Consider the following 24843-nt stretch of genomic DNA (forward strand, 5'->3'; position numbering starts at 1 on the left):
GAACCCTGATTCATTCTTGACTCAGTGAATCAGGATTCAGACTTTGCAGAAAGAGGGAAAAACGCCGCCATCAACGGCGATCGCGCCGGGTCAGATCAGCGTCTTCAGGCTGGACTCCGGCTTGCAGAGTAGCCAATCGTGAAGCAGTGAGCGCAGTTCCTCGAACTTCACCGGCTTGGCCAGGTAGTCGCTCATCCCGGCCGCCAGGCAGCGCTCGCGGTCGCCGCTATGACTATGGGCGGTAATCGCCAGCACAGGCATATCGGCGCCGCCGGGCAAGGCACGTAATGCTCGGCATGTAGCGAACCCATCCATCACCGGCATCTGGCAATCCAGCAGCATGGCATCGATCTGTTCGTGGCGCAGCAGCTCGAGGGCTTCGGCGCCGTTGTCGGCTGTGCGCACCTTGTAGCCGAGCTTGAGCAGCATGCCGCGGGTCACCAGCTGGTTGATGGCATTGTCTTCCACCACCAGAACGGTGCAGTCCTCAGGCCTGAGCAACGCCTGCCCGCCACTACGACGCGCCAAAGGACCGCGCAACTGAGCCGGCATCGCCAAGGTCAGCCCGACGAAGAAACGACTCCCCCAACCGGGCTGCGACTCGTGATCGAGTGTGCCGCCGAGCAGCTCCACCAGCTGCCGACTGAGCGCCAAGCCGATGCCCAGACCGCCGTATGCGCGGGTCATGGAACTGTCCAACTGGAAGAAGTGGTGGTAAAGCAGACCATTGGGTGGGGTGGTGAAGCCGACGCCGGTATCCTGCACTTCGATTCGCAGGGTCTGGCTACCGCCTTCCGCGGCAGGGCCGCCGATACGGAGCGTTACACTCCCGGAACGGGTGAACTTGATCGCGTTATCCAGCAGGTAGCCCAGTGCCTGGCTGAGTTTGCCGGTATCCCCCTCCAGCGTGTCGGGCAAGCTCTCGTCCAGGTCGAGGACGAAGGCCAGTCCCTTCTCTTCGGCGCGGGGCGCGTACTGGACATACAACCCTTCGGCCAGGCCGCGCAGGCTGAACGGTTCGCGCTTGGGATAGAGCTTGCCGGCCTGCAGCTCAGTCATCGCGAGGATGTCGTTGACCAGGCGCATCATGTCGCGCGCCGAACCTGCGGCAGTGCGCTGGTACTGCTCCAGCTCCGGGTCGAGATCGACGGTCTGCATCAGTTCCAGGGAACCAATCACCCCGTTCATCGGCGTTCGCAGTTCATGGGTGACCGTTGCGAGGAACTCGTCCTTCAGGCGGTTGCTGTTTGCCAGTTCCTGGTTGAGCGCCTCGAGTTTGCGCCCTGCCTCCTGGAGGATGCGCGTGCGCTCCTCCTTCATGGCGTTGATGCGGTCGGCCAGCGCCAGGGAGAGCAGACCCACTTCGAGTGCAGAACCGATTTGACTCGCGTACATAGTGATGAAGACATTGGGCAGGTAGCCCAGGACCATCAACGTGTTGATCGCCCCACCCAGCAGGAAGGCGCTCCAGGCGATGATGAAATAGCGCGCCACGCGCATGCCTCGCAGCCAGGCAAGGACACCGGCACTGAAGATCACCACGGTGAAGATCAGCGCGAGCGAGGTGGCCAGGCGCAGGGCCAAGGCGTAACTGGCGGTCAGGGACAGCAGCATGGCCAGCGCGCCGAGCAGCATGAGGCCGAGCAGGCTGCGATCCATCCAGGGACTGTGGTCGGAGGTATGCAGGAAGCTACGGGCGAACTGGCAGCCGAAAAGCACTGCGGAACCGATCAGGAAAGGCGTCGCTGCGTTTGCCCACCAGGGATTGTCGGGCCAGAAGTACTCGATCCCGGCGCCATTCACCGAGACCTGGTAGAAGCCGAAGGAGGCAATGTAGAGGATGTAGTAGAGGTAGCTGGTATCGCGGACGCTGAGGTAGATGAACAGGTTGTAGATCATCATCACCAGCAGCACGCCGTAGATGATTCCCAGTACGTAGATGCGTCCGGGTTGCTCCTCCAGGTAGGCCTTGGGCGACCAGATCGCCAGCGGTGCCTGGATCGAGCCCTGGCTCTGCAGACGCAGGTACACCCGCTGGACGTCATTGGGCTGGAGGCTCAGGCTGAACAGGTAGTTGTTCTGCCGGATCTGCCGACTCGAGAAGGGCAAGGCATCACCGGTCCGCTGGGCAAGCTTGAAACCGCCCTGGCCGTCAGGCAGGTAGAGATCCAGGTTGTCCAGCGGGGGATAGGCCAGTTCCAGCAACCAGGTCTGCTGGCCACCTTGGGTAAGTGGGCGGTAGGCCAGGTCGATGCGCAGCCAGAAGACGGAGCGCGAATAGCCGGCATTGAGTACGGGTTTGTCGTGTCGGCGGAAGCTGCTTTCCAGGGCCGGCGACGAAATGTCGTCGATGCCGGCGTCACCGCGTACGTCCTCGAACACATCCATGTGCTGCCCCAGAGGCAGGTAACGCGTCTGCTCATCGAACTCGACCGCGCGGGCCAGGCTCGTGATCAGGCAAATAAAAGCGAAGAGGACGATCCGCATGGAGCCCCACAGTGACCCAATGGCCCGCGTCGCGGAGTAGCCCCTCCCGAAATGACGCACCTGCCCGAGTCAGATTGATCGAAATGCAGCCACTCTAGCACAGCCAGGCACAGCCGTGATGCGCATATTGCCATCATCAGAAACCGCTCTATTCAGGGATTTTCAGCCAAAACATGAGTCTGCCCAAGGGTCCGACAGGTGGCATGGCGCTGCCATCAGCAAGGGTCGCTGAGCAGTTCTCCGGCCACGGATTAATGGTAAGCTCGCCGACCATGAAAACGTCCAATTCCCGCCCCGTTGTCCTCTGCCTTTCCGGTCACGATCCCAGTGGGGGTGCCGGCCTCCAGGCAGATATCGAAGCCCTGATCGCGCAAGGCTGTCACGCCGCCCCGACGGTGACCGCCCTGACCGTGCAGGACACCGTCAATGTCTCGGACTTTCGCGTGCTGGACCGTGACTGGGTGCTTGCCCAGGCCCGGGCCGTGATCGCCGATCTGCCGATCGCTGCCGTCAAGCTGGGCATGCTTGGCTCGGTGGAGATGGTCGAGACCGTCCTCGAGATCATGCAATCGCTGCCTGGCGTACCGCTGGTCTGCGACCCGGTGCTGCGTGCAGGCGGCGGCGGTGCACTGGGCAAGGACGAAGTGGGCTACGCGATCCGCGAGCGCCTGCTGCCGGTGGCAACCATCGCCACCCCCAACCTACCGGAAGCGCAGATTCTCGCCGAACTTCCCAACGGCACCGCCGACCAGTGCGCGGAAAAGCTCTTACCCTTTTGCCGCAACCTGCTGATCACCGGCGGGCATGGTGATGAGGACGAAGTGCATAACCGCCTCTACTCGAGGGACGGCAGCCGCCACAGCTTCACCTGCCAGCGCCTCCCCGGCAGCTATCACGGCTCCGGCTGCACCCTGGCCAGCACCCTCGCCGGTCGCCTAGCCTTGGGCGAAGACCTGCCCAGCGCCGTTCGCTCCGCCCTGGATTACACTTGGCGCACCCTGCGCGATGCCGAACAACCCGGCCACGGCCAGTACGTGCCGCGCCGCCTCCCGCTGGACTTCTGCTCATGAAACTACGCGGCCTCTATGCCATCACCGATAGCCAACTGCTTGCTGGCGGCAGGTTGCTGCCGTACGTCGAAGCAGCCCTGAACGGAGGCGCACGCCTGCTGCAGTATCGCGACAAATCCAACGATGAGGCCCGTCGCCTGCGTGAGGCAGAAGCCTTGAATGAACTCTGCACGCGCTATGGCGCTGCGCTGATCATCAATGACGATGCCGAACTCGCCGCGCGCCTGGGGGTGGGTCTGCACCTGGGCCAGAGCGACGGCTCTCTCGCCGCAGCCCGGGCCCTGCTTGGACGCGAAGCGATCATCGGCGGAACCTGCCATGCCAGCCTCGAGCTTGCCACCGATGCCGTTCGCGAAGGCGCCAGCTATATCGCCTTCGGCCGCTTCTTCAATTCACTCACAAAACCGGGGGCGCCAGCCGCTACGCTCGACCTGCTAGAAGCCGCCAGGCTGCGTTTCCACCAGCCGATCGTCGCCATCGGCGGAGTGACCCTCGACAACGCCCCCGAACTGATCGCCCACGGCGCCAGCATGGTTGCTGTAATCCACGCCCTGTTCGGCGCCACCGCCCCTGCGGAGGTCGAACAACGCGCCCGCGCCTTCAGCGCCCTGTTCGACGCCGCCTGACTTTTCGTTTCTCAGTTTCAGATAGAGAGCCCTGCCATGTCCCGTTCCGAAACCCTGTTCGCCAACGCCCAGAAACATATCCCCGGCGGCGTAAACTCGCCGGTCCGCGCCTTCAAGAGCGTCGGCGGCACGCCGCTGTTCTTCAAGCACGCAGTTGGCGCCTACGTGACGGACGAGGATGACAAGCGCTATGTCGACTACGTCGGTTCCTGGGGTCCGATGATCCTCGGCCACAGCCACCCGGACGTCCTCGATGCAGTACGCAAGCAACTGGAACACGGCCTCTCCTACGGCGCGCCGACTGCTCTGGAAGTGGAAATGGCCGACCTGGTCTGCTCCCTGGTGCCCTCCATGGAAATGGTGCGCATGGTCAGCTCCGGCACCGAAGCCACCATGAGCGCCATCCGCCTGGCCCGTGGTTTCACCGGCCGAGACAGCATCATCAAGTTCGAGGGCTGCTACCACGGCCACTCCGACAGCCTACTGGTGAAAGCCGGTTCCGGCGCGCTCACCCAGGGCGTTCCGAGCTCCGCTGGCGTACCGGCCGCCTTTGCCAAGCACACCCTGACCCTGCCGTTCAACGACATCGACGCAGTCGAGAAAATGCTCGGTGAAGTCGGGCACGACGTGGCCTGCATCATCGTCGAACCGGTTGCCGGCAACATGAATTGCGTCCCACCGGCACCGGGCTTCCTGGAAGGCCTGCGTCGTCTTTGCGATCAGCATGGCGTGGTGCTGATTTTCGACGAAGTGATGACCGGTTTCCGCGTCGCCCTCGGCGGTGCTCAAGCCCATTACAGCATCACCCCGGACCTCTCCACCTTCGGCAAGATCATCGGTGGCGGCATGCCGGTTGGCTGCTTCGGCGGCAAGCGCGAAATCATGTCGTGCATCGCCCCGCTGGGCCCGGTCTACCAGGCCGGCACCCTGTCGGGCAACCCGCTGGCCATGGCCGCCGGCCTGACCACCCTGAAGCTGATCAGCCGCCCCGGCTTCCATGCCGAGCTGACCGACTACACCACCCGTATGCTCGACGGCCTGCAGCAGCGCGCCGATGCCGCCGGCATCCCCTTCGTCACCACCCAGGCGGGCGGCATGTTCGGCCTCTACTTCAGCGGCGCCGATGATATCGTCACCTTCCAGGATGTGATGGCCAGCGATGCCGAACGCTTCAAGCGCTTCTTCCACCTGATGCTGGAAGGTGGCGTCTACCTGGCGCCGAGCGCCTATGAAGCCGGCTTCACCTCCATCGCCCACGGCGATACCGAGCTGGCAATCACCCTGGACGCCGCCGAACGTGCCTTCGCGAAGTTGAAGCAAGGTTGATGCGATACAGCACCACCCTGACCGGTGGTGCCTCTCCCGGGCCCGCGCGGCGCGACACCTGGGACTGCTGGCCTGGTCGTTTGTGCATTTCAAGCGACAAGTTCCAGACGTGATGCATGTAAAGGCTTTGTAAGATCACCGTGCCTTATTTCATAATGTGACGGCCGGCGCGTTTCGCCGGTCGGGCCATTAGCCCGCACTGCTTCCGAGGCATTGTGACTTCCATGAACCGCACCGGCCGCGCCCTGATCTTGGGCTGCCTGTTGCCACTCCTGCCCCTGTCGGCGTTCGCCGGCGGCAACTCCCTGCTGATCCCCGCCACCGGACGCTGCAATCTGAACAGCCTGCCGGAAAACCTCTCGGAAGCCCTTACAGCCTGCCAACAGGCAGCCCGCGGGGGCGATGCAGAGGCACAGTTCGAACTCGGTGAGTTCTACTATGATGGCAAGCGCGCACCGCGCGACCTGGCCAAGTCCCTCCAGTGGTTCGAGCAAGCTTCTCTGCAAGGTCATGCCCAAGCCCAATTGCGCCTGGGCAGCATGTTCTTCCGGGGCGAAGGCGTGCCCGCCAACAATGTTCAGGCCTATATCGTGCTGAAAATGGCTTCAGTGAACGGGTCGGACGAAGCGATGGACGCCGCCGACCTGGTGGCCGCGCAGATGGGGACAGAGGAACTGGAAATCGCGACTCAGGTGCTTGGACAGATTTTCCGCAACTATCTGCTGGAACTGCAGGCCTCTGACGGTGGTTCGCCGTTCGCACCACTCCCCTGAATCAGCAAAGCACCTCCGCCTGACCGTCGGAGGGCGTTACTTCTCCGGCATCGGCATAGGGAAGGGCATGACATTGCTGCCGCCTTTCGCCTCGCTGATCTTCGGCGTACCGAGACGCTCGACTTCGTCGATCCGAATGATGGAATGCATCGGCAGGAAGCTGCGAATTACTCCCTCGAACTGCGCTTTGAGCTTTTCTTCGCTAGGGTCGACTACCACCTGGGTGCGCTCGCCAAAGACAAACTCCTCCACCTCCAGGAACCCCCACAGATCGCTCTGGTAGATCTGCTTGGCGTACATCTCGTACACCTGGCCCTGGTTCAGGAAGATCACCTTGTAGATCGGATCGGACTTGCTCATGGGTAGGCGTTGACAGCAACAGACAATCGGGGGCGCGAATCATAGCACAGCCACTGGACAAGCAGCGCTAGGAACAGCCCGGCGGGCCGACTATAATGCGCGGTTCTTCGAACCACCCGACGAAAGTGCATGGCCAAGAAGCTCTATATCGAAACCCACGGCTGCCAGATGAACGAGTACGACTCGTCCCGCATGGTCGACCTGCTCGGCGAGCACCAGGCGCTGGAAGTAACCGAACGCCCTGAAGAAGCCGACGTGATTCTGCTCAATACCTGCTCGATCCGCGAAAAAGCGCAGGAAAAGGTATTCTCGCAGCTGGGCCGCTGGCGTGAGCTGAAACAGCAGAACCCACAGCTGGTCATCGGCGTGGGTGGATGCGTGGCCAGCCAGGAAGGCGCTGCCATTCGCGATCGGGCGCCTTACGTCGACGTGGTATTCGGCCCGCAAACCCTGCACCGTCTTCCGGAAATGATCGACGCCGCACGCAACACCCGCACGCCGCAGGTGGACATTTCCTTCCCCGAGATCGAGAAATTCGACCGCCTGCCCGAACCTCGCGTTGACGGCCCCAGCGCCTTCGTCTCGGTGATGGAAGGCTGCAGCAAGTACTGTACCTTCTGCGTGGTGCCCTACACCCGCGGCGAAGAAGTCAGCCGCCCCTTCGACGACGTGATCGCCGAAGTCATCCACCTGGCCGAGAACGGCGTGCGCGAGGTAACCCTGCTGGGGCAGAACGTCAACGGTTATCGCGGCCAGACCCATGACGGCCGAATCGCCGACTTCGCTGAACTGATCCGCGTGGTGGCTGCAGTCGACGGCATCGAACGCATCCGCTACACGACGTCGCACCCGCTGGAGTTCTCCGACGCACTGATCCAGGCCCACGCCGAAGTGCCGGAGCTGGTCAAGTTCGTCCACCTGCCGGTGCAGGCGGGCTCTGACCGCATTCTGGCCGCAATGAAGCGCAACCACACCGCGCTGGAGTACAAGTCGCGTATCCGTAAGCTGAAAGCGGCGGTGCCTGATATCTGCGTCAGCTCCGACTTCATCGTTGGCTTCCCCGGCGAGACTGACAAAGACTTCGAGCAGACGATGAAACTGGTGGAAGACGTCGGCTTCGACTTCTCCTTCTCCTTCGTCTACAGCTCGCGTCCCGGCACCCCGGCCGCCGACCTGCCCGACGACACGCCGGAAGAAGTGAAGAAGCAGCGCCTGCAGATCCTCCAGACCCGCATCCACCAGCAAGGCTTCGAAATCAGCCGACGAATGGTCGGCAGCATCCAGCGTATCCTCGTCAGCGACTTCTCCAAGAAGGACCCGGGCATGCTCCAGGGCCGCACCGAGAACAACCGCATCGTCAACTTCCGCAGCGCCAACCCGCGCCTGATCGGCCAGTTCGTCGACGTGCGTATCGACGACGCACTGCCGCACTCCCTGCGCGGCAGCCTGCTCGACGAAAATCCGCACTGATCTCCAGGGCCCAAGCTTTTACAGTTGGGCCCCTAGGGGTATTCTTGTCTTCATCCTTCCTGACGCCCAAGGGCGAACACACGACATTGAACGCCACCCTGGATCTGCATCGCTTTACCTTGGAACCCTTTGAAGCCCGCCGCTTCGCCAACCTTTGCGGGCAGTTCGATGAGCACCTGCGCCTGATCGAGCAGCGCATGAACATCGAAATCCGCAACCGTGGAAACCAGTTCGAACTGGTCGGCGATGCACAACATGCGCGCGCCACGGAAAACCTGCTGCGCCGCCTCTACCGTGAAACCGAAGCCATCGAACTGTCGCCCGATCTGGTACACCTATTCCTGCGCGAGACGGGCATGGACGAGGTCGCCAATCCGAAGACTGAGAGCATCACCCTGCGCACCCGCAAGGGCAACATCCGCCCACGCGGCGCCAACCAGCTGGGCTATGTGAAGTCGATCCTCGACCACGACATCAACTTCGGCATCGGCCCGGCGGGTACCGGCAAGACCTACCTGGCCGTCGCCTGCGCCGTCGACGCCCTGGAGCGCGAGCAAGTCCGCCGCATCCTTCTGGTACGCCCAGCGGTCGAGGCTGGCGAGAAGCTGGGCTTCCTCCCCGGCGACCTGTCGCAGAAGATCGATCCCTACCTGCGTCCGCTCTACGATGCACTATACGAGATGCTCGGCTTCGAGCAGGTGGCGAAGCTGATCGAAAAGCAGGTCATCGAAGTCGCCCCGCTGGCCTACATGCGCGGTCGCACCCTTAACAACAGCTTCATCATTCTCGACGAAAGTCAGAACACCACCCTCGAGCAGATGAAGATGTTCCTGACCCGCATAGGTTTCGGCTCCACTGCTGTCATCACTGGCGACATCACCCAGATCGACCTGCCGCGCGGCACTCGCTCAGGCCTCACTCATGTGATCGATGTGCTGCGCGATGTGCCGGGCATCAGTTTCACCCACTTCAAGTCGCATGACGTCGTGCGCCACCCACTGGTGCAGCGCATCGTGGAAGCCTACGACCGCTTCGACAACCGCCAGCTGGCCGCCAAGGCCAAGCCGGCTGATAACGACCCAGGCGCGATCGACAACGATGCTTGAACTTGACCTGCAACTTGCCAGCGAGGCCCAGGGCCTGCCGAGCGAGGCGGACTTTCGTCGCTGGTGCGAATTGGCATTGCGCCAGCGCAGCGCCGACTCCGAACTTACCATTCGCCTGGTCGACGAACCCGAGGGGCGCGAGCTGAATCGCACCTGGCGGCACAAAGATTACGCAACCAACGTCCTATCCTTCCCCGCCGAGGTCCCCGAAGGGCCGGGCGGCGAACCGCTGCTGGATATCCCGCTGCTGGGAGACCTTGTGATCTGCGCGCCTGTCGTGGCTCGCGAAGCCTCTGAACAAGGCAAGGCGCCGGAAGCTCACTGGGCGCACCTGGTGATCCACGGCTGTCTGCACCTGCTTGGCTACGACCACATCGAGGACGCGGAAGCCGAAGAAATGGAAGCACTGGAACGGGAATTGCTGGCAGAACTTGGCCACCCCGACCCTTACCGCGATGACGAAGACCAATAAGAAGTACCGAGCAAAGGACATATGAGCGAAGATCGATCAAGCAACGGGCACAGGTCCTGGCTGGAAAAGCTGACCCAGGCCTTTGCCCATGAGCCGAAGAATCGCCAGGAGCTGCTTGAGCTGCTGCGCGAAGCCCACCAGAACAAACTGCTCGACAGCGAGGCGCTGTCGATCGTCGAAGGGGCCATTCAGGTTGCTGACCTGCAAGTTCGCGACATCATGGTGCCGCGTTCACAGATGATCAGCATCAAGGCCAACCAGACGCCGCGCGACTTCCTCCCCGCCATCATCGACGCCGCGCACTCCCGCTACCCGGTGGTCGGCGAAAGCCTCGACGACGTCATGGGCATCCTGCTGGCCAAGGACCTGCTGCCGCTGATCCTCCATGACGCCAACCACGCCTTCAACATCAAGGAACTACTGCGCCCGGCCACTTTCGTACCCGAGTCCAAGCGCCTCAATGTGCTGCTGCGCGAATTTCGCGCGAACCACAACCATATGGCCATCGTCATCGACGAGTACGGCGGCGTTGCCGGCCTGGTGACCATTGAAGACGTGCTCGAGCAGATCGTTGGCGATATTGAAGACGAACACGACGTCGAGGAAGACAGCTACATCAAGCCATTGCCCAGCGGCGACTTCATCGTCAAGGCACTGACCCCAGTGGATGCCTTCAACGAATTCTTCGAGACCGCATTCTCTGAAGACGAGTTCGACACTGTGGGCGGCCTGGTCATGGGGGCCTTCGGCCACCTGCCCAAGCGCAACGAAACCACACAGATCGGTGACTTCCGCTTTCGCGTACTGAACGCCGACAGCCGTCGCATCCACCTGCTGCGCATGTCCCCCCTGGCCCGGTGATCACTTGTTGCCCTGACCTTTCGCGTACCTGGCGACGCGAAAGGTAACAAGCAACCCCACGCCCCTCCCCTGCAAAGGGTCAGCTGTGGATAATCGCAGCCCGGGCCGCGCACCAATCGCCCAACTGCCACGCTATACCAGCTCCCTATCCGCCCAAGGAACGAGCATGAACTGGATCACTCGCCCCGGCTGGCCCGGTAACCTCCTGGCCCTGGCCGCCGGCGCGCTGACGCCCCTGGCGTTCGCCCCCTTCGATATCTGGCCGCTGGCAATACTCTCTCTGGCCCTGTTCTACCTCGGCCTGCGCGACCTGGCGCCCAAGGCTGCCTTCTGGCGTGGCTGGTGCTACGGCTTCGGCCTGTTCCTTGCCGGCACCAGCTGGATTTACGTCAGCATCCACGACTACGGTGCCGCATCGGTACCACTGGCCACATTCCTGACCATCGGCTTCTGCGCGGGCGTCGCCCTGTTCTTTGCCCTGCCCGCCCTGCTCTGGGCACGCTGGCTGCGTCGTAGCGAAGCAGCACTGGCCGACACACTGGCTTTTGCCGCACTGTGGCTGGCCCAGGAGGCGTTCCGCGGCTGGTTCCTCACCGGCTTCCCCTGGCTATATTCCGGCTATAGCCAACTGAATGGCCCACTCGCCGGCCTGGCCCCAATCGGCGGTGTCTGGTTGGTCTCATTCAGCCTGGCGCTGAGCGCCGCCCTGCTGGTGAACCTGGCACGGCTGCGTAGCCGTCCAGCCTTCCTGGCTGCGGGTGTCGCCCTGCTGATCGGCCCCTGGGCTATTGGCCTGACACTGAAAGGACACGCCTGGACGCAGCCTATCGGTGCACCGCTCAAGGTCGCAGCCATGCAAGGCAACGTCGAACAGAACCTCAAATGGGACCCAGAACAGCTCAATGCCCAGCTGGCCCTTTACCGCGACATGACCTTCAGCGCCGCCAAGGCCGACCTGATCGTCTGGCCGGAAACGGCAGTCCCGGTGCTCAAGGAGTTCGTCGACGGCTACCTCGGCGTCATGAGCCGCTTCGCCAATGATCGCCAAGCCGCCCTGATCACCGGCGTACCGATCCGGCAAAACAATGCGCAGGGTGAAAAGCGCTACTACAACGGCATTACCGTGATAGGCCAGGGTGAAGGGACGTACCTGAAGCAGAAGCTCGTACCGTTCGGCGAGTACGTACCACTCCAGGAAGTGCTGCGTGGTCTGATCGCCTTCTTCGACCTGCCAATGTCCGATTTCGCGCGGGGCGACTCCAACCAGCCGCCCTTGATGGCCAAGGGCTACCGGATCGCCCCATACATCTGCTACGAAGTGGTGTACCCGGAATTCGCCGCAAACCTCGCCGCCAACAGCGACATCCTCCTGACCGTAAGCAACGACACCTGGTTCGGCACCTCCATCGGCCCCCTGCAGCACCTGCAGATGGCCCAGATGCGTGCACTGGAAGCCGGCCGTTGGATGATCCGAGCCACCAACAATGGCGTCACCGTGCTCATCGACCCGTTTGGCAAGATCACCGAAGGTATCCCGCAGTTCCAGCAAGGCGTGCTCTATGGCGAAGTGCTACCCATGCAGGGCCTTACACCTTACCTGCAATGGCGGGCATGGCCGTTGGTCATCCTCTGCAGCCTGCTGTTCGCATGGGCCCTGCTGGCCAGTCGCATCGCCAAGACGGTCTGAATCAGCACATGTGTTTCCTTGTCACCCCCACAAGGAAACATCGCCCAGCTCATTCATAGGCCAGCGGATAGGCGATCAAGCCAATCGCCTCGTTAAGCAATTGACCACTCTGCCAGACTGCCTTGCTCTCTGGCAGCCAGCCACCCAAAGGCCTGCCGTTAGGTACCCCCAGATAGCCCACGGGCGCTGCCACCACCTCAAATCCGGCACGCTCGAAACTCCACCGCGCCCTGGGCATATGCGCTGCCTGGGTCACCAACACCACTCTCCGAACCCCCTGCGGAAACAGGATTCGTGCTGACATCCCAGCATTCTCCCAAGTCGTGCGGCTTTCGCTTTCCTGCCAACGCACCTCGAGGCCATAGTCCCGCTTCAGAACCTCGGCCATAATCTGCGCCTCACTTGGCGGCTCACCAAAATGCAGCCCACCACTGGTCAATAAGGGCAAGCCGCTTACCCGCGCCAGGCGCGCCGCATAACGCAGCCGCTCCATTGCTGTCATGGACGGTTGATCGCCGCCCCATGCAGGATCGCCCCGCTCGCGACCGGCCCCGAGCACCACAATGGCATCCACACGCTTACGGAGCTCCGGCCACTGCCTTTCATCCAGAGGCACCTCATGCTCGAGCGCTTGGGCAGCCCATTCCACAACCACTGGAAGGCTCATCAACCAAAGCCCGCCAATACCCAGCACGAAACACAGCAACGAGGCACGCGGCATTCGCCGGCGCAACCACCAGGCCAACAATAACAGCAGCAGAAAACCGCCGGGCGGCAGGCACAGTTGTTTGAGGATGTAACGAATAGGCATGGGCACCTCCCAAGTGCCCGGAGCCTAGCGGGGATTGGATGTCCGGAAAAGCTGGGAGCCACAGGACAGGCAGGCCGGAATGCCTTGGCCACGTTGCCAGGTAGCCGGAGCACCGCACATGGCACAGCACAATTGCTGGCGATGTTTGAGCGCAACCCTGACCTTCGCCATCAGCGGCTTGGAGCCTTCCCGCTCAAGCTTGGCATTACGCCTTGGCAACGCCTCGATCTGCGCAATCTCCGCCGCTGCCGCGTGCCAGCCACGCAGCCAGTGCAGGTCCCGCTCCAGATAGGCCTGAATCAACTCCAGTTCGGCAGGAGTCAGCCCCCGGAGCTCCAACTCGTGCGGCTGCTCGTCGCGCAGGCGAATTGCCGTATCCGCCTCGTCCAACGCCAACGCCAAGCGATGCAACAGTCGTTCATACAACCCCTTCCCTGATTCACTACGCGGCAACTCAGCCATCCAACACCTCGAATAACGCAAATACTTCCCTTGCTTAGAAAAAGCTTAGCGTTCACTTCCTGGCCGGCGACCGCCTGCGACAAACGGCTCAGCCAGTCGCCCGACCAGCGCGGCGTGCAATCAGGGTTTCCCTCGGCAGACGGGGGTCATGTATGCTACGACGCTTAAATTTTTCATTTCCGAGCAAGCCTGGAGGCGGCGTCAACCGCCCCGTCGGCCCAACTCCCGGGAACACTCCATCTCTTAGCGCCAGAGCCATGCACGAACAGTATCAGCCCCGCGAAATCGAAGCCGCCGCGCAAGCCCACTGGGATGCGCATAAATCCTTTGAAGTAAGCGAACAGCCCGGCAAGGACACCTTCTACTGCCTGTCGATGTTCCCCTACCCGAGCGGCAAGCTACACATGGGGCACGTGCGCAATTACACCATCGGTGACGTAATCGCCCGTTACCAGCGCATGCAGGGCAAGAATGTCCTGCAACCAATGGGCTGGGACGCTTTCGGCATGCCGGCTGAGAACGCAGCGATGAAGAACAACGTCGCGCCAGCCAAGTGGACCTACGAGAACATCGATTACATGAAGTCCCAGCTGAAAAGCCTGGGCCTGGCGATCGACTGGTCCCGCGAAGTCACCACGTGCAAGCCCGACTACTACCGCTGGGAACAATGGCTGTTCACCAAGCTGTTCGAGAAAGGCGTGATCTACCGTAAGAACGGCACCGTCAACTGGGACCCGGCAGACCAGACCGTACTGGCCAATGAGCAGGTCATCGACGGTCGCGGCTGGCGCTCCGGCGCGCTGGTAGAGAAGCGCGAGATCCCGATGTACTACTTCAAGATCACCGCTTACGCGGATGAGCTCTTGAGCAGCCTGGACGACCTGGACGGCTGGCCCGAGCAGGTCAAGACCATGCAGCGCAACTGGATCGGCAAATCCCGCGGCATGGAAGTCAGCTTCCCCTATGACCTGGGCAGCATCGGCCAGGCAGGCGCACTGAAGGTTTTCACCACCCGTCCGGATACCCTGCTGGGCGCCACCTATGTCGCGGTCGCAGCTGAGCATCCGCTGGCGGCCCTGGCCGTGCAGCAACTGCCGGCTGACAAGGCCGCCGAGCTGCAGGCATTCATCGACGAATGCAAACGCGGCGGCGTAGCCGAAGCCGATATCGCCACCCAGGAGAAGAAGGGCCTGCCCACCCCCTTGTTCGTCGAACACCCGCTGACTGGTGAAAAGCTGCCGGTATGGGTCGCCAACTACGTGCTGATGAACTACGGCGAAGGTGCGGTGATGGCCGTACCGGCCCATGACGAGCGCGACTTCGCCTTCGCCCACAAATACGACCTGCCGATCAAACCCGTGATCCGCACCGCCGCAGGCGACGAAACCCCGGCCCCCTGGCAGGACGCCTATGGCGAGTACGGCCAGCTAATCAACTCCGGCGAATTCGACGGCCTGGACTTCCAGGGCGCCTTTGATGCCATCGAAGTGGCCCTGCAGAAGAAAGGCCTCGGCCAGGCCCGTACCCAGTTCCGACTGCGTGACTGGGGCATCAGCCGCCAGCGCTATTGGGGTTGCCCGATCCCGATCATCCACTGCCCGAGCTGCGGCGACGTACCGGTACCGGAAGACCAACTGCCGGTCATCCTGCCGGAAGACGTAGTCCCGGACGGTGCCGGCAGCCCGCTGGCGAAGATGCCCGAGTTCTACGAATGCCAATGCCCGAAATGCGGTACCGCGGCCAAGCGTGAAACCGACACCATGGACACCTTCGTCGAGTCGTCCTGGTACTTCGCCCGCTATGCCTCGCCGAACTACGACCAGGGCATGGTCGACCCGGCGGCGGCCAATCACTGGCTGCCGGTCGACCAGTACATCGGCGGCATCGAACACGCCATCCTGCACCTGCTATACGCGCGCTTCTTCCATAAGCTGATGCGTGACGAGGGACTGGTGAGCTCGGACGAACCCTTCAAGAACCTGCTAACCCAGGGGATGGTAGTCGCCGAGACTTACTACCGCACCGCCTCCAACGGCGGCAAGGATTGGTTCAACCCAGCCGATGTCGAGGTTGAGCGCGATGCCAAGGCCAAAGTGATTGGCGCACGCTTGAAGACCGACGGCCTGCCGGTGGAAATCGGCGGCACCGAGAAGATGTCCAAGTCGAAGAACAACGGCGTCGACCCGCAAGCCATGATCGATGCCTACGGTGCCGACACCTGCCGCCTGTTCATGATGTTCGCCTCGCCGCCGGACATGAGCCTGGAATGGTCCGACTCCGGTGTCGAAGGCGCGAGCCGCTTCCTGCGCCGGGTCTGGCGACTGGCCCAGGCCCACGTCAGTGCCGGTCTGCCAGGTGAGCTGGACCGCAGCGCCCTGGACGACGGCCAGAAGGCCGTCCACCGCGCGATCCACCTGGCCATCAAGCAGGCCAGCCAGGATATTGGCCAGCACCACAAGTTCAACACCGCCATCGCCGCAGTGATGACCCTGATGAACGTGTTGGAAAAAGCACCGCAGGCCAGCGCCGAAGACCGCGCCCTGCTGCAGGAAGGACTGGAAACCGTCGCCCTGCTGCTCGCCCCGATCACCCCGCACATCAGCCATGAACTGTGGCGTGAACTGGGCCATGCCGACGCCGTCATCGATGCCACCTGGCCTGCCGTCGACGAAGCCGCCCTGGTACAGGACAGCCTGCAACTGGTGGTTCAGGTCAACGGCAAGCTGCGTGGTCATATCGAAGTCCCGGCCGATGCCAACCGCGAAGCCGTCGAGGCCACAGCACGCGAGAACGAGAACGTACTGCGCTTCACCGAGGGACTGACCATTCGCAAGGTGATCGTGGTGCCCGGCAAACTGGTCAACATAGTCGCCAACTGATCGAAGCCGGCGTCCTCCTGGATGGGGTGGCGCCGGAATGCTCGCCAAGGGGAAAGCAAACGATGATGAAACGGAATCTGTTGGTCCTGGGCCTTGCCACGCTGCTGAGCGCCTGCGGCTTTCATTTGCGCGGTACCGGCGATGCCACGTTCGCTCTGCAAGAGCTGGATGTGACTGCGCGCAACCAGTATGGCGAAACCGTCAAGCAGGTCCGCGAGCAGCTGGAAAACAGCAACGTCAAGGTCCATGCCGGCGCGCCATACACCTTGGTATTGGCTCGCGAGGACGAAGGCCAACGCACCGCCTCCTACACCCAAAGCGTGCGCAGCGCAGAGTATGAGCTGACCCAGACGCTCGACTACGAAATCCGTGGCGCCAACAACCTGCTGCTGATGAACGACCGACTGACCGTGCAGAAGTACTACGTGCACGATGGTAACAACTTGGTCGGTTCCGACCAGGAAGCCGCCCAGCTTCGTCAGGAAATGCGCCGCGAAGTGGTCCAGCAGCTGGTCATGCGCCTGCAGTTGGTCTCCCCTGCGCAGTTGGACCAGTTGCAACAGACAGCGGAAGCCAAGGCCAAGGCGGAAGCCGAAGCGATGGAAGCTGCGCGCCAGTCCCGACAGGTACAGCAACCGCAGCAATCGCCGCTGCAACTGCCCATTCAATGAGTCCCAAGGGGCCGCACCAGCGGCCCCTATTGTTTCCAGCCTATGAAACTCAACGCCGCACAACTGGCTAAACACCTGCAAGGCCCGCTAGCACCGGTCTACGTGGTCAGCGGCGATGAACCGCTGCTCTGCCAAGAGGCCTGCGACGCGATCCGGGCCTGCGTCCGCGCGCGGGACTTCAGCGAACGGCAGGTGTTCAACGCCGAATCCAATTTCGACTGGGGCCTGCTCCTGGAAGCGGGAGCCAGCCTCTCGCTGTTCGCCGAGAAGCGCCTGCTGGAAGTCCGCCTACCCTCCGGCAAGCCTGGTGACAAAGGCGCAGCGGCCTTGCTGGAATACCTGTCGCGACCGCCCGAGGACACGGTGTTGCTGCTCAGTCTGCCCAAGCTCGATGGCAGCACACAGAAGACCAAATGGGCCAAGGCGTTGATCGACGGCGCGGACGCTCAGTTCATCCAGGTCTGGCCGATTGAAGCGCAGCAACTGCCCCAGTGGATCCGCCAGCGCCTGTCCCAGGCGGGCCTGGCCGCCAACCAGGAAGCGGTGGACCTGATCGCCGCGCGCGTCGAGGGCAACCTGCTAGCCGCAGCCCAGGAGATCGAAAAGCTCAAGCTGCTAGCCGAGGGCGGCCAGGTGGATGCCGCCACTGTGCAGGCGGCAGTTGCCGACAGCGCGCGCTTCGACGTATTCGGGCTGATCGACGCTGCCATGAATGGCGAAGCGGCCCATACCTTGCGCACCCTTGAAGGGCTGCGTGGCGAAGGCGTCGAGCCGCCTGTCATCCTCTGGGCCCTGGCCCGCGAGCTTCGGCTGCTGGCCGGCCTTGCCCAGCAGTTCAGCCAAGGCGTACCGCTGGAAAAGGCCTTCGCCTCCGCGCGTCCACCGGTATGGGACAAGCGACGGCCCTTGGTGACCCGCGCGCTGCAACGACACCCAGCGTCCCGCTGGAACCAGTTGCTGCAGGATGCCCAGCGGATCGACGCCCAGATCAAGGGCCAGGCACAGGGTGACCCATGGAACGGCTTGGCGCGCCTTGCCCTGCTGCTGGCCGGGCAAAGATTGCCGCTGGCAACCGAATAACTGGACATTTTTTGATCAATCGAAGAAGATGCGCACGCCTGCGTTGGTGCAGGCGTCGTTCGAGGAATCAACCATGGCCAAGAAATGCAAAGCCGCCCCCAACCGGGCGAAATCCCTGGTAGCCCAACCACTCTTCCGCTGTCGCCAGGAAAAGCCACTCAAAGGCAAAGGCAGCTACCGTCGCGAAGCCTCCCACAGTTGGGAGGCTTCGTCGCTTCTAGCCGCCTAAAACTGGCCGGACGTGCTAAGGTCGCAACTCACCGTGCACGCTTTGAGACCTACGCATGTTCGACGCCCCAGCCCCCGGCCCGATTCTCCGCAGCCTGGCCGCGGCCTCCGCCCTTACGCTGCTATCCTCTTGCGCTGACGCCCCGACCCCCGCGCCGTCCGCCACGACCCAGTCCAGCCAGCCATTGAGCCAACCGGCACCCACGCAACAAACGACCAATGCTCCAGCAGCCACAGCCGTCAGTTTCGAAGAGTGGCGCTCCCATTTCAGAAGTGAAGCGCTTGCCGCCGGAGTCACCCCGACGATCTTCGATCGCGCGTTCGCTGGCGTAATCCCTGATCCTGCGGTAATCGCCGCCGACCGGAGCCAGCCAGAATTCACCCGTCCCGTCTGGGAGTACCTGGAAGGCGCCATGTCGCCGTACCGGGTGCGCAAGGGTCAGTCACTGCTCGCAGAACACAGCACCACCCTCGATGGCATCGAGCAACGCTTCGGCGTCGATCGCGAAGTGCTGGTCGCCATCTGGGGCATGGAGAGCAGCTTTGGCCAGTTCATGGGCGACAAATCCGTGATCCGCTCGCTGGCGACCCTGGCCTACGAAGGTCGCCGACCAGCATTCGCCCACAGCCAGCTGCTGGCGGCGCTGCAAATCCTCCAGCATGGCGACATCCAGCCCATGGGCATGCTTGGCTCCTGGGCCGGCGCCATGGGCCAGACCCAGTTCATCCCCACCACCTACAACAGTCACGCCGTCGACTTCGACGGCGACGGCCGACGCGATATCTGGAACTCATCGGCCGATGCTCTCGCCTCCGCGGCCCACTACCTGCAAGCTTCAGGCTGGCAGAAAGGCCAGCCTTGGGGGATGCAGGTGCAATTGCCGCAGGGCTTCGACTATGCCCTGGCCGATGCGGACACCCGCAAATCGCTAGCACAATGGCAGGCCTTGGGCGTGCAGACTGGCCCACTCGCACCCGGCCTCGCCGAGGAGCCCGCCACCCTGCTGCTGCCCGCCGGCCACCGCGGCCCGGCGTTCCTGACGCTGAACAACTTCCGTGCGATCCTCAAGTACAACAACTCCTCGTCCTATGCTCTCGCCGTCAGCCTGCTAGGCGAGCGCTTCGATGGCGGCAACCAGGTCATTGCTAGCTGGCCTCGGGACGAACGCCCCCTGAGCCGCAGCGAACGAGTTGAGCTGCAGGAGTCCCTTACCGCCGCTGGCTACGACCCGGGCCTCCCGGACGGGATCATCGGCGCCAATACCCGCAAGGCGATTCGCGGTTACCAGCAGCGCCTGGGCTGGCCTGCGGACGGGTTTCCGACCCAGAAGCTGCTGGATCAGTTGCGCGGCGGCCACTGAGTCAGCGGACGCGCATCACGGCAGGCGTGGATGGATAGGTTTGCGGCCGGTCACCCGGCCGCGCGTCACGCATAGCTGAGGACAAGGTTCGCTGCAGTGGAAAGGTTGCCGGAGGAAACGTGCTCGCCCCGCTTGTAGTAGCGAGCGATCAGGGGATGTGCAAAGCCCGTCCTCTGTTGAGACAGTGTGCAGGACTCGTTTGGACAGTGGCACGCCCTCCATGCCCTCCGGGCCATCGCGATATAACCTGACACCGACATCAGTTGCCATGCCGGGCCCCGAGTCGTTAGCCATTACATCAGCAACCGCGCTTGGATGAAGCTCATCGATCTGGCAGGTGAGGCGGATACCGGGGTCGCACTTCAAGGCAGCCTCGAACTGCTTGCCTGGCAGTTCCCTGCCGGAATGCAACTCCCCCACCGTAACGCTTGGTAGTTGCACCACCAGGTTCGGCGTTTCCAACTGGCAGGCCAGAGTGCCGGGTTCGATGGTCCCGTGTACATGGAGCTCGGCAACACCCAAGTCGATCTAGCGTATGGTCACCAGCCCATTGAAGGTGTGGATGCCCGGTTCCATAGGGCCGGTCTTTACCAGACGTACCCACCCGTCGCTCTTCTTGAAGTGATAGCCGAAGTCATTGACCATCCAGTTGATGCTGGTTGGCGGAATAACGTCCATATGATTGGTGGCGCAATCGCTCGAGTTGCACTAGAAAACCTGGATGCCGCCCCCGCAACATTGGTGTCGAACACCGAGCCCACCCGATTACCAGGCACGCCCTTGACCGCCGCGCCGAAACTTCCTGAGTGACGACCAGAAACCTTGCCACTGCCGCTGCATTTGAGATGCGGGCCAGGCGCGCTCTTCCAACCACTGTCAAATAACTCGCTTCCCAAGGGGGCGTCACGAGGCACCATCAGGCTATTGTCGATGGACATGCTGTACTGCAACTTCGCATAGCCGTCCTCGAAACTGCAGACTGCCCATACGCTGGCGCTCCCAGCAGCAACAGCGATGGCCAGAGAATCCTGTGCAATATGTACGCTCTCTCCCGGGCGCCCTGCCTGGTCAGAAGGTGGCGTTTGTGGCTCGAGTGGTCGGCCGAACGCACAACCCGAACAAGGTAAAAAGAGCCATCAGGCGCGTAGGAATTTTCCCGGAGACAGCAGCCCTCCCAACAATCTGCATGAAGTTACCCTCGCCGGCGCAACAAGGCACTGACACACAAGCAGGGGTTGCGCAGACACCAATAGGCAAATATGTGGGTTCAGGAGCGGGGGTCATGGCAGCGGCGTTGCACTGCGCGAGCCCCTGTCAGAAATGCAATGGCCGCCAGTGAGGCCGGCCATTGTGTGGGGGTGTGGCGCGATCAGTTGATCTTCTGGCCGAGAGACTGCTGGTCGGCCCAGCGGGACGGGCGCACCAACTGGCTGGAGGCAAGGTCATGGGTGACCGGTCTCGGGACGGCCGTCCCTGGGCCGCAGCGAACGGGTTGAGCTGCAAGAATCCTCGACCGCGACTCGCTACAACCCGGATGCTCCGGATGGCGTCCATCGGTGCCCCTCACCAGGCGATCCGCAGTTACCAGCAGCGCCAACGCCTGCGGGCCACGAATGGTCCGCAGCTCGGGGAAGACCAAAGACGTGCCGGAGCCGAGAACGTCGCCCGACCTCTTTGCAACCGCCTGCCGCTCCCGCTCGCAGACGGCTGCCAGCTCGAGCAGACACCTTTTGTGATACACTGCGCCGCCCTCCCTTGCCCCTACGGCAGCCAACGAAGCCTCTAGCGGAGCCAGATTTCCGATGTCCGATACAGACTCGTCCAAACCCGTCGCCAGCGGCGAAAAGTTCCGTACTGCTCAGGGCATCACCGCGATCAAGGATGGCCAGAAGCGCCGCGCCTCTGCCGAACCCCAGGTATTTGAGCCAAAGCCCAAGTGGCTGCGGGTGAAGGCACCGGGGGGCAGCCGTTTCGACGCGGTCAAGCGCAATGTCGGCGAACATCGCCTGAGCACCGTGTGCCAGGAATCGCACTGCCCGAACATGGGGGAGTGTTGGTCCAACGGCACCGCCACCATCATGTTGATGGGCTCGGTATGCACCCGAGCCTGCCGCTTCTGCGCCGTGGACACTGGCAACCCCAACGGCTGGCTGGACCAAGAAGAACCGCAGAACACTGCCAAGTCGGTCGAGCTGATGGCGTTGCGCTATATCGTGCTGACATCGGTGGATCGCGACGACCTGGACGATGGCGGCGCTGGCCACTACGCCGCCTGTGTGCGCGCCATCAAGGAGCGTACGCCCCAGGTGGTTGTGGAAGCCCTGACCCCGGACTTCAACGGCGACCACGAGGCCATTGAACGGGTAGTGGACTCCGGACTGCAGGTGTTCGCGCAGAACGTGGAGACGGTCAAGCGCCTGACCCATGTGGTGCGCGACCCGCGCGCCGGCTACGAGAAGACCCTGCGGGTACTGGAGCATGCCAAGCGCCACCGCCCGGACGTGCTGACCAAGACCAGCCTGATGCTGGGGCTAGGCGAAACCGACGAGGAAGTCATCGAAACCATGGACGATCTGCGCGCCATCGGCGTGGACATCCTCACGCTCGGCCAGTACCTGCAGCCCACCCGCAACCACCTGCCAGTCAAGCGCTGGGTCAGCCCGGAGGAATTCAACCGCTTCCGCGATATCGGCCTGCAGAAAGGTTTCATGGAAGTCGCCGCCGGCCCGCTGGTACGCTCCAGCTACAGGGCCGACAGGGTGTTCGAGAAAAACAACCTGGGCCTAGCGGCACCCGTGCCGGTACCGGGCCAGCCCCTCGATCCAAGCATCATTCCGGCACTCAACCTGGGTTGAGCAGGTACCCCCTCTCCCGAAGGGAGAGGGGCAATCCCGCCGCCGCTTCCTCGGGAGTTCTACGCCTCACCTACTGCTTGTAGCCCAGCCGCTGGCGCAGGGCCTGCTCCAGGAGCTGCGCCACCTCATCGAGCCGCGGCGGTGTCTCGAGGAAGTCTTTGAGCTGCACCATCTTCAGCCCAGCGTAGCCGCAAGGGTTGATCCGCCAGAAGGGTGACATGTCCATATCCACGTTGAGCGCCAGCCCGTGGAAGGAGCAGCCCCGGCTGACCCGCAGCCCTAGCGAGGCGATCTTGTCGCCTTCGACATAGACGCCGGGAGCATCCGCCTTGGGTGCAGCCTTGACGCCATAGGCAGCCAGCACATCAACCAGGCTCTGCTCCATGGCCGTGACCAGCTCGCGTACACCCAACCCCAGGCGGCGCAGGTCCAGCATCAGATAGGCCACCAGCTGGCCGGGGCCATGGTAGGTAACCTGGCCGCCACGCTCGACCTGGATCACCGGGATGTCTCCCGGCGCCAGCAGATGCTCGGCCTTGCCGGCTTGGCCCTGGGTGAACACACGAGGGTGCTGCAGCAGCCAGATTTCGTCAGGCGTCTGTTGATTGCGCTCGACGGTCAGGCGGCGCATCGCCTCTAGGGTCGGCAGGTAGTCCACCATCCCTAGATGACGCACGATGAGTTCGGCTGACGCCACTAGAGCACCATGTGCACACGGCCGGTGGCGCGCAGGTCACTATGAATGGACTGCAATTGCTCGACACCGGTGGCGGTGATCAACACCTGGACGGAGAGGAACCGGCCATTGCGGCTGTCGCGCACCACCAGGGTGGTGGAGTCGAAATCCGGGGCATGGCGCTGGATCACCTCGATTACCAGGTCGGCAAAGCCGTCGCCGGCATCGCCGATCACCTTGATCGGGTAACGTTCGCAGGGAAATTCGATTTTCGGGGCTTGTACGTCGGAGCTATCGGTCATGGCGGCGGCGGACTCGTGATCCGCGATGCGGACGCCCCGCGCAGGATAAGGCGCAGGGCGTCGGCTCAGTAGGTCAATTGAACAGGCCGAAGAAGAACAGGCGAATGCTATCCCACAGACGCCGGAAGAAGCCACCCTCCTCAACGGTTTCCAATGCGATCAGGTCCGCGCTGTGCACAACCTGGTCATCCATCTTGACCTCGACCTTGCCGATCACGTCGCCTTGCTTGATGGGCGCGATGAGCTGCGGGGTGAGGGCCATGCTGGCTTGCAGCTTCTTGGCTTGACCTTTGGGCAGTGTCAGGGTCAGGTCCTGGGCCAAGCCGGCCTTCACTTCGCGGTTCGCTCCCTTCCATACCTGGGCTTTGGCCAGTTCAGCGCCTTTCTGGTAGAAGGTCTGGGTTTCGAAGAAGCGGAAACCATAGGTCAGCAGCTTCTGGGTTTCCGCGGCGCGGGCTTGCTCGCTGTTGGTGCCGAACACCACGGCGATCAGACGCATGTTGTCGCGCACAGCAGAGGCCACCAGGCAATAGCCAGCCTCATCGGTATGGCCGGTTTTCAGGCCATCGACAGTCTTGTCACGCCACAGCAGCAGGTTGCGGTTCGGCTGCTTGATGTTGTTCCAGAAGAATTCCTTCTGCGAGTAGATGGCGTAGTGGGCCGGATCCTCATAGATGATCGCCCGACCGAGGCGAGCCATGTCGTGGGCACTGGAGTAGTGCTCCGGGTCTGGCAGGCCCGTGGCGTTCATGAAGTGGCTGTTGGTCATGCCGAGCTTTTCAGCCGTGGTGTTCATCATGTCGGCGAAGGCATCTTCGCTGCCGGCGATGTGTTCAGCCACCGCGACGCTGGCATCGTTGCCCGACTGGATGATGATGCCGTGCAGCAGGTCGCTCATGGAGACCTGAGTGTTGACCTGAACGAACATGCGCGAGCCACCGGTGCGCCAAGCGTGTTCGCTGATGGTGACCGGGTCGTTCTCACCGACCTGGCCCTTGCGGATCTCGACGGTGGCGATGTACGCAGTCATCAGCTTGGTCAGGCTGGCCGGCGGCAGACGCTGGTCACCGTTGTTCTCCACCAGCACCTGGCCACTCTGCGCATCCATCAGCACATAGGACTTGGCGGCCAGTTGTGGCGGCGAAGGGATAATCTGCTGGGCTGCCTGGGACACCGGCACGGCAATGAGCAGGGCGGCTGGCAGTAGAAGGCGTTTAGCGAAGCTGATGATGTTCATCCGTCTCTCTGAAGTTGCTAATGGTCTAACAGGCCCTTGCGGG

Annotated in this window: 24 protein-coding genes; 15 read left to right on the forward strand and 9 right to left on the reverse strand. The window is 62.6% G+C overall.

Going from position 1 to position 24843, the window contains the following annotated elements; translation table 11 throughout:
- Positions 1–90: 90 nt before the first annotated feature.
- Positions 91–2487 (reverse strand): 7TM diverse intracellular signaling domain-containing protein, encoded by a 2397-nt coding sequence (locus OXH74_RS04575; protein WP_375740250.1) that lies wholly within the window; start codon positions 2485–2487, stop codon positions 91–93.
- A gap of 272 nt (positions 2488–2759) precedes the next feature.
- Between OXH74_RS04575 and OXH74_RS04580 the strand changes: the two genes are divergently transcribed.
- From OXH74_RS04580 to OXH74_RS04595, 4 genes are all read left to right on the forward strand, one after another.
- Positions 2760–3557 carry a hydroxymethylpyrimidine/phosphomethylpyrimidine kinase gene (locus tag OXH74_RS04580; protein WP_375740251.1) on the forward strand — a complete coding sequence of 266 codons (798 nt, stop codon included), beginning with the start codon at positions 2760–2762 and terminating at the stop codon, positions 3555–3557.
- On the forward strand, positions 3554–4183 hold the full coding sequence (gene thiE, locus OXH74_RS04585; RefSeq protein WP_375740252.1) for a thiamine phosphate synthase: 630 nt from the start codon (positions 3554–3556) through the stop codon (positions 4181–4183). Before OXH74_RS04580 ends, thiE begins: the two co-directional genes overlap by 4 nt.
- A gap of 36 nt (positions 4184–4219) precedes the next feature.
- On the forward strand, positions 4220–5509 hold the full coding sequence (hemL, locus tag OXH74_RS04590; protein WP_375740253.1) for a glutamate-1-semialdehyde 2,1-aminomutase: 1290 nt from the start codon (positions 4220–4222) through the stop codon (positions 5507–5509).
- 224 nt (positions 5510–5733) lie between these two features.
- Positions 5734–6282, forward strand: a complete 549-nt coding sequence (locus OXH74_RS04595) for a tetratricopeptide repeat protein (protein WP_375740254.1) — start codon at positions 5734–5736, stop codon at positions 6280–6282.
- A gap of 36 nt (positions 6283–6318) precedes the next feature.
- Here the strand turns inward: OXH74_RS04595 and OXH74_RS04600 are convergent, their stop codons facing one another.
- Positions 6319–6642 (reverse strand): DUF1820 family protein, encoded by a 324-nt coding sequence (locus OXH74_RS04600; RefSeq protein WP_215371048.1) that lies wholly within the window; start codon positions 6640–6642, stop codon positions 6319–6321.
- A 129-nt stretch (positions 6643–6771) separates the two neighbouring features.
- Here OXH74_RS04600 and miaB point away from each other — a divergent pair, with 129 nt between their 5' ends.
- From miaB to lnt, 5 genes are all read left to right on the forward strand, one after another.
- Positions 6772–8112, forward strand: coding sequence for a tRNA (N6-isopentenyl adenosine(37)-C2)-methylthiotransferase MiaB (gene miaB, locus OXH74_RS04605; RefSeq protein WP_375740255.1), 1341 nt, complete (start codon positions 6772–6774; stop codon positions 8110–8112).
- An 86-nt stretch (positions 8113–8198) separates the two neighbouring features.
- Positions 8199–9218 carry a PhoH family protein gene (locus OXH74_RS04610; protein WP_375741559.1) on the forward strand — a complete coding sequence of 340 codons (1020 nt, stop codon included), beginning with the start codon at positions 8199–8201 and terminating at the stop codon, positions 9216–9218.
- Complete coding sequence (gene ybeY, locus OXH74_RS04615; RefSeq protein ID WP_215371054.1) at positions 9211–9690, forward strand: rRNA maturation RNase YbeY; 480 nt, start codon at positions 9211–9213, stop codon at positions 9688–9690. Before OXH74_RS04610 ends, ybeY begins: the two co-directional genes overlap by 8 nt.
- 21 nt (positions 9691–9711) lie before the next feature.
- Positions 9712–10551 (forward strand): HlyC/CorC family transporter, encoded by an 840-nt coding sequence (locus OXH74_RS04620; protein WP_215371057.1) that lies wholly within the window; start codon positions 9712–9714, stop codon positions 10549–10551.
- A 166-nt stretch (positions 10552–10717) separates the two neighbouring features.
- Positions 10718–12238, forward strand: a complete 1521-nt coding sequence (lnt, locus tag OXH74_RS04625) for an apolipoprotein N-acyltransferase (protein WP_375740256.1) — start codon at positions 10718–10720, stop codon at positions 12236–12238.
- A gap of 49 nt (positions 12239–12287) precedes the next feature.
- On the opposite strand, the gene OXH74_RS04630 is transcribed toward lnt, so the two are convergent.
- Entirely contained in the window at positions 12288–13049 is a 762-nt protein-coding gene (locus OXH74_RS04630) for a YdcF family protein (protein ID WP_375740257.1), read from the reverse strand.
- A gap of 24 nt (positions 13050–13073) precedes the next feature.
- Positions 13074–13511: a hypothetical protein gene (locus OXH74_RS04635; protein WP_375740258.1), complete on the reverse strand. Its 438-nt coding sequence runs from the start codon at positions 13509–13511 to the stop codon at positions 13074–13076.
- A gap of 257 nt (positions 13512–13768) precedes the next feature.
- Here OXH74_RS04635 and leuS point away from each other — a divergent pair, with 257 nt between their 5' ends.
- The 5 genes from leuS (at position 13769) to OXH74_RS04660 (ending at position 19730) form a co-directional block, all read left to right on the forward strand.
- Complete coding sequence (gene leuS / locus OXH74_RS04640; RefSeq protein ID WP_375740259.1) at positions 13769–16390, forward strand: leucine--tRNA ligase; 2622 nt, start codon at positions 13769–13771, stop codon at positions 16388–16390.
- Positions 16391–16452: 62 nt separating this feature from the next.
- Entirely contained in the window at positions 16453–17061 is a 609-nt protein-coding gene (lptE, locus tag OXH74_RS04645; protein WP_375740260.1) for an LPS assembly lipoprotein LptE, read from the forward strand.
- Positions 17062–17103: 42 nt separating this feature from the next.
- Complete coding sequence (holA, locus tag OXH74_RS04650) at positions 17104–18141, forward strand: DNA polymerase III subunit delta (RefSeq protein WP_375740261.1); 1038 nt, start codon at positions 17104–17106, stop codon at positions 18139–18141.
- Between the two features lie 73 nt (positions 18142–18214).
- Entirely contained in the window at positions 18215–18370 is a 156-nt protein-coding gene (gene arfA / locus OXH74_RS04655; protein WP_375740262.1) for an alternative ribosome rescue factor ArfA, read from the forward strand.
- 55 nt (positions 18371–18425) lie between these two features.
- Positions 18426–19730: a lytic murein transglycosylase gene (locus tag OXH74_RS04660; RefSeq protein ID WP_375740263.1), complete on the forward strand. Its 1305-nt coding sequence runs from the start codon at positions 18426–18428 to the stop codon at positions 19728–19730.
- A gap of 15 nt (positions 19731–19745) precedes the next feature.
- On the opposite strand, the gene OXH74_RS04665 is transcribed toward OXH74_RS04660, so the two are convergent.
- Complete coding sequence (locus OXH74_RS04665; protein ID WP_375740264.1) at positions 19746–20252, reverse strand: fimbrial protein; 507 nt, start codon at positions 20250–20252, stop codon at positions 19746–19748.
- Positions 20253–20258: 6 nt separating this feature from the next.
- The gene (locus tag OXH74_RS04670; protein WP_375740265.1) at positions 20259–20408 is read right to left on the reverse strand and encodes a hypothetical protein; all 150 of its coding nucleotides are present in this window, start codon (positions 20406–20408) and stop codon (positions 20259–20261) included.
- Positions 20409–21532: 1124 nt separating this feature from the next.
- Between OXH74_RS04670 and lipA the strand changes: the two genes are divergently transcribed.
- Positions 21533–22585 carry a lipoyl synthase gene (gene lipA, locus OXH74_RS04675; RefSeq protein WP_375740266.1) on the forward strand — a complete coding sequence of 351 codons (1053 nt, stop codon included), beginning with the start codon at positions 21533–21535 and terminating at the stop codon, positions 22583–22585.
- A gap of 70 nt (positions 22586–22655) precedes the next feature.
- On the opposite strand, the gene lipB is transcribed toward lipA, so the two are convergent.
- From lipB to OXH74_RS04690, 3 genes are all read right to left on the reverse strand, one after another.
- Complete coding sequence (gene lipB, locus OXH74_RS04680) at positions 22656–23282, reverse strand: lipoyl(octanoyl) transferase LipB (protein ID WP_375740267.1); 627 nt, start codon at positions 23280–23282, stop codon at positions 22656–22658.
- A complete protein-coding gene (locus OXH74_RS04685; RefSeq protein ID WP_215371096.1) occupies positions 23282–23563 on the reverse strand; it encodes a DUF493 domain-containing protein in 282 nt (93 codons plus the stop codon). Before OXH74_RS04685 ends, lipB begins: the two co-directional genes overlap by 1 nt.
- 73 nt (positions 23564–23636) lie before the next feature.
- A complete protein-coding gene (locus OXH74_RS04690) occupies positions 23637–24800 on the reverse strand; it encodes a D-alanyl-D-alanine carboxypeptidase family protein (protein ID WP_215371099.1) in 1164 nt (387 codons plus the stop codon).
- Positions 24801–24843 lie beyond the last annotated feature (43 nt).

This window comes from Metapseudomonas boanensis, from assembly GCF_042232855.1.
Taxonomy (GTDB): Bacteria; Pseudomonadota; Gammaproteobacteria; order Pseudomonadales; family Pseudomonadaceae; genus Metapseudomonas; species Metapseudomonas boanensis.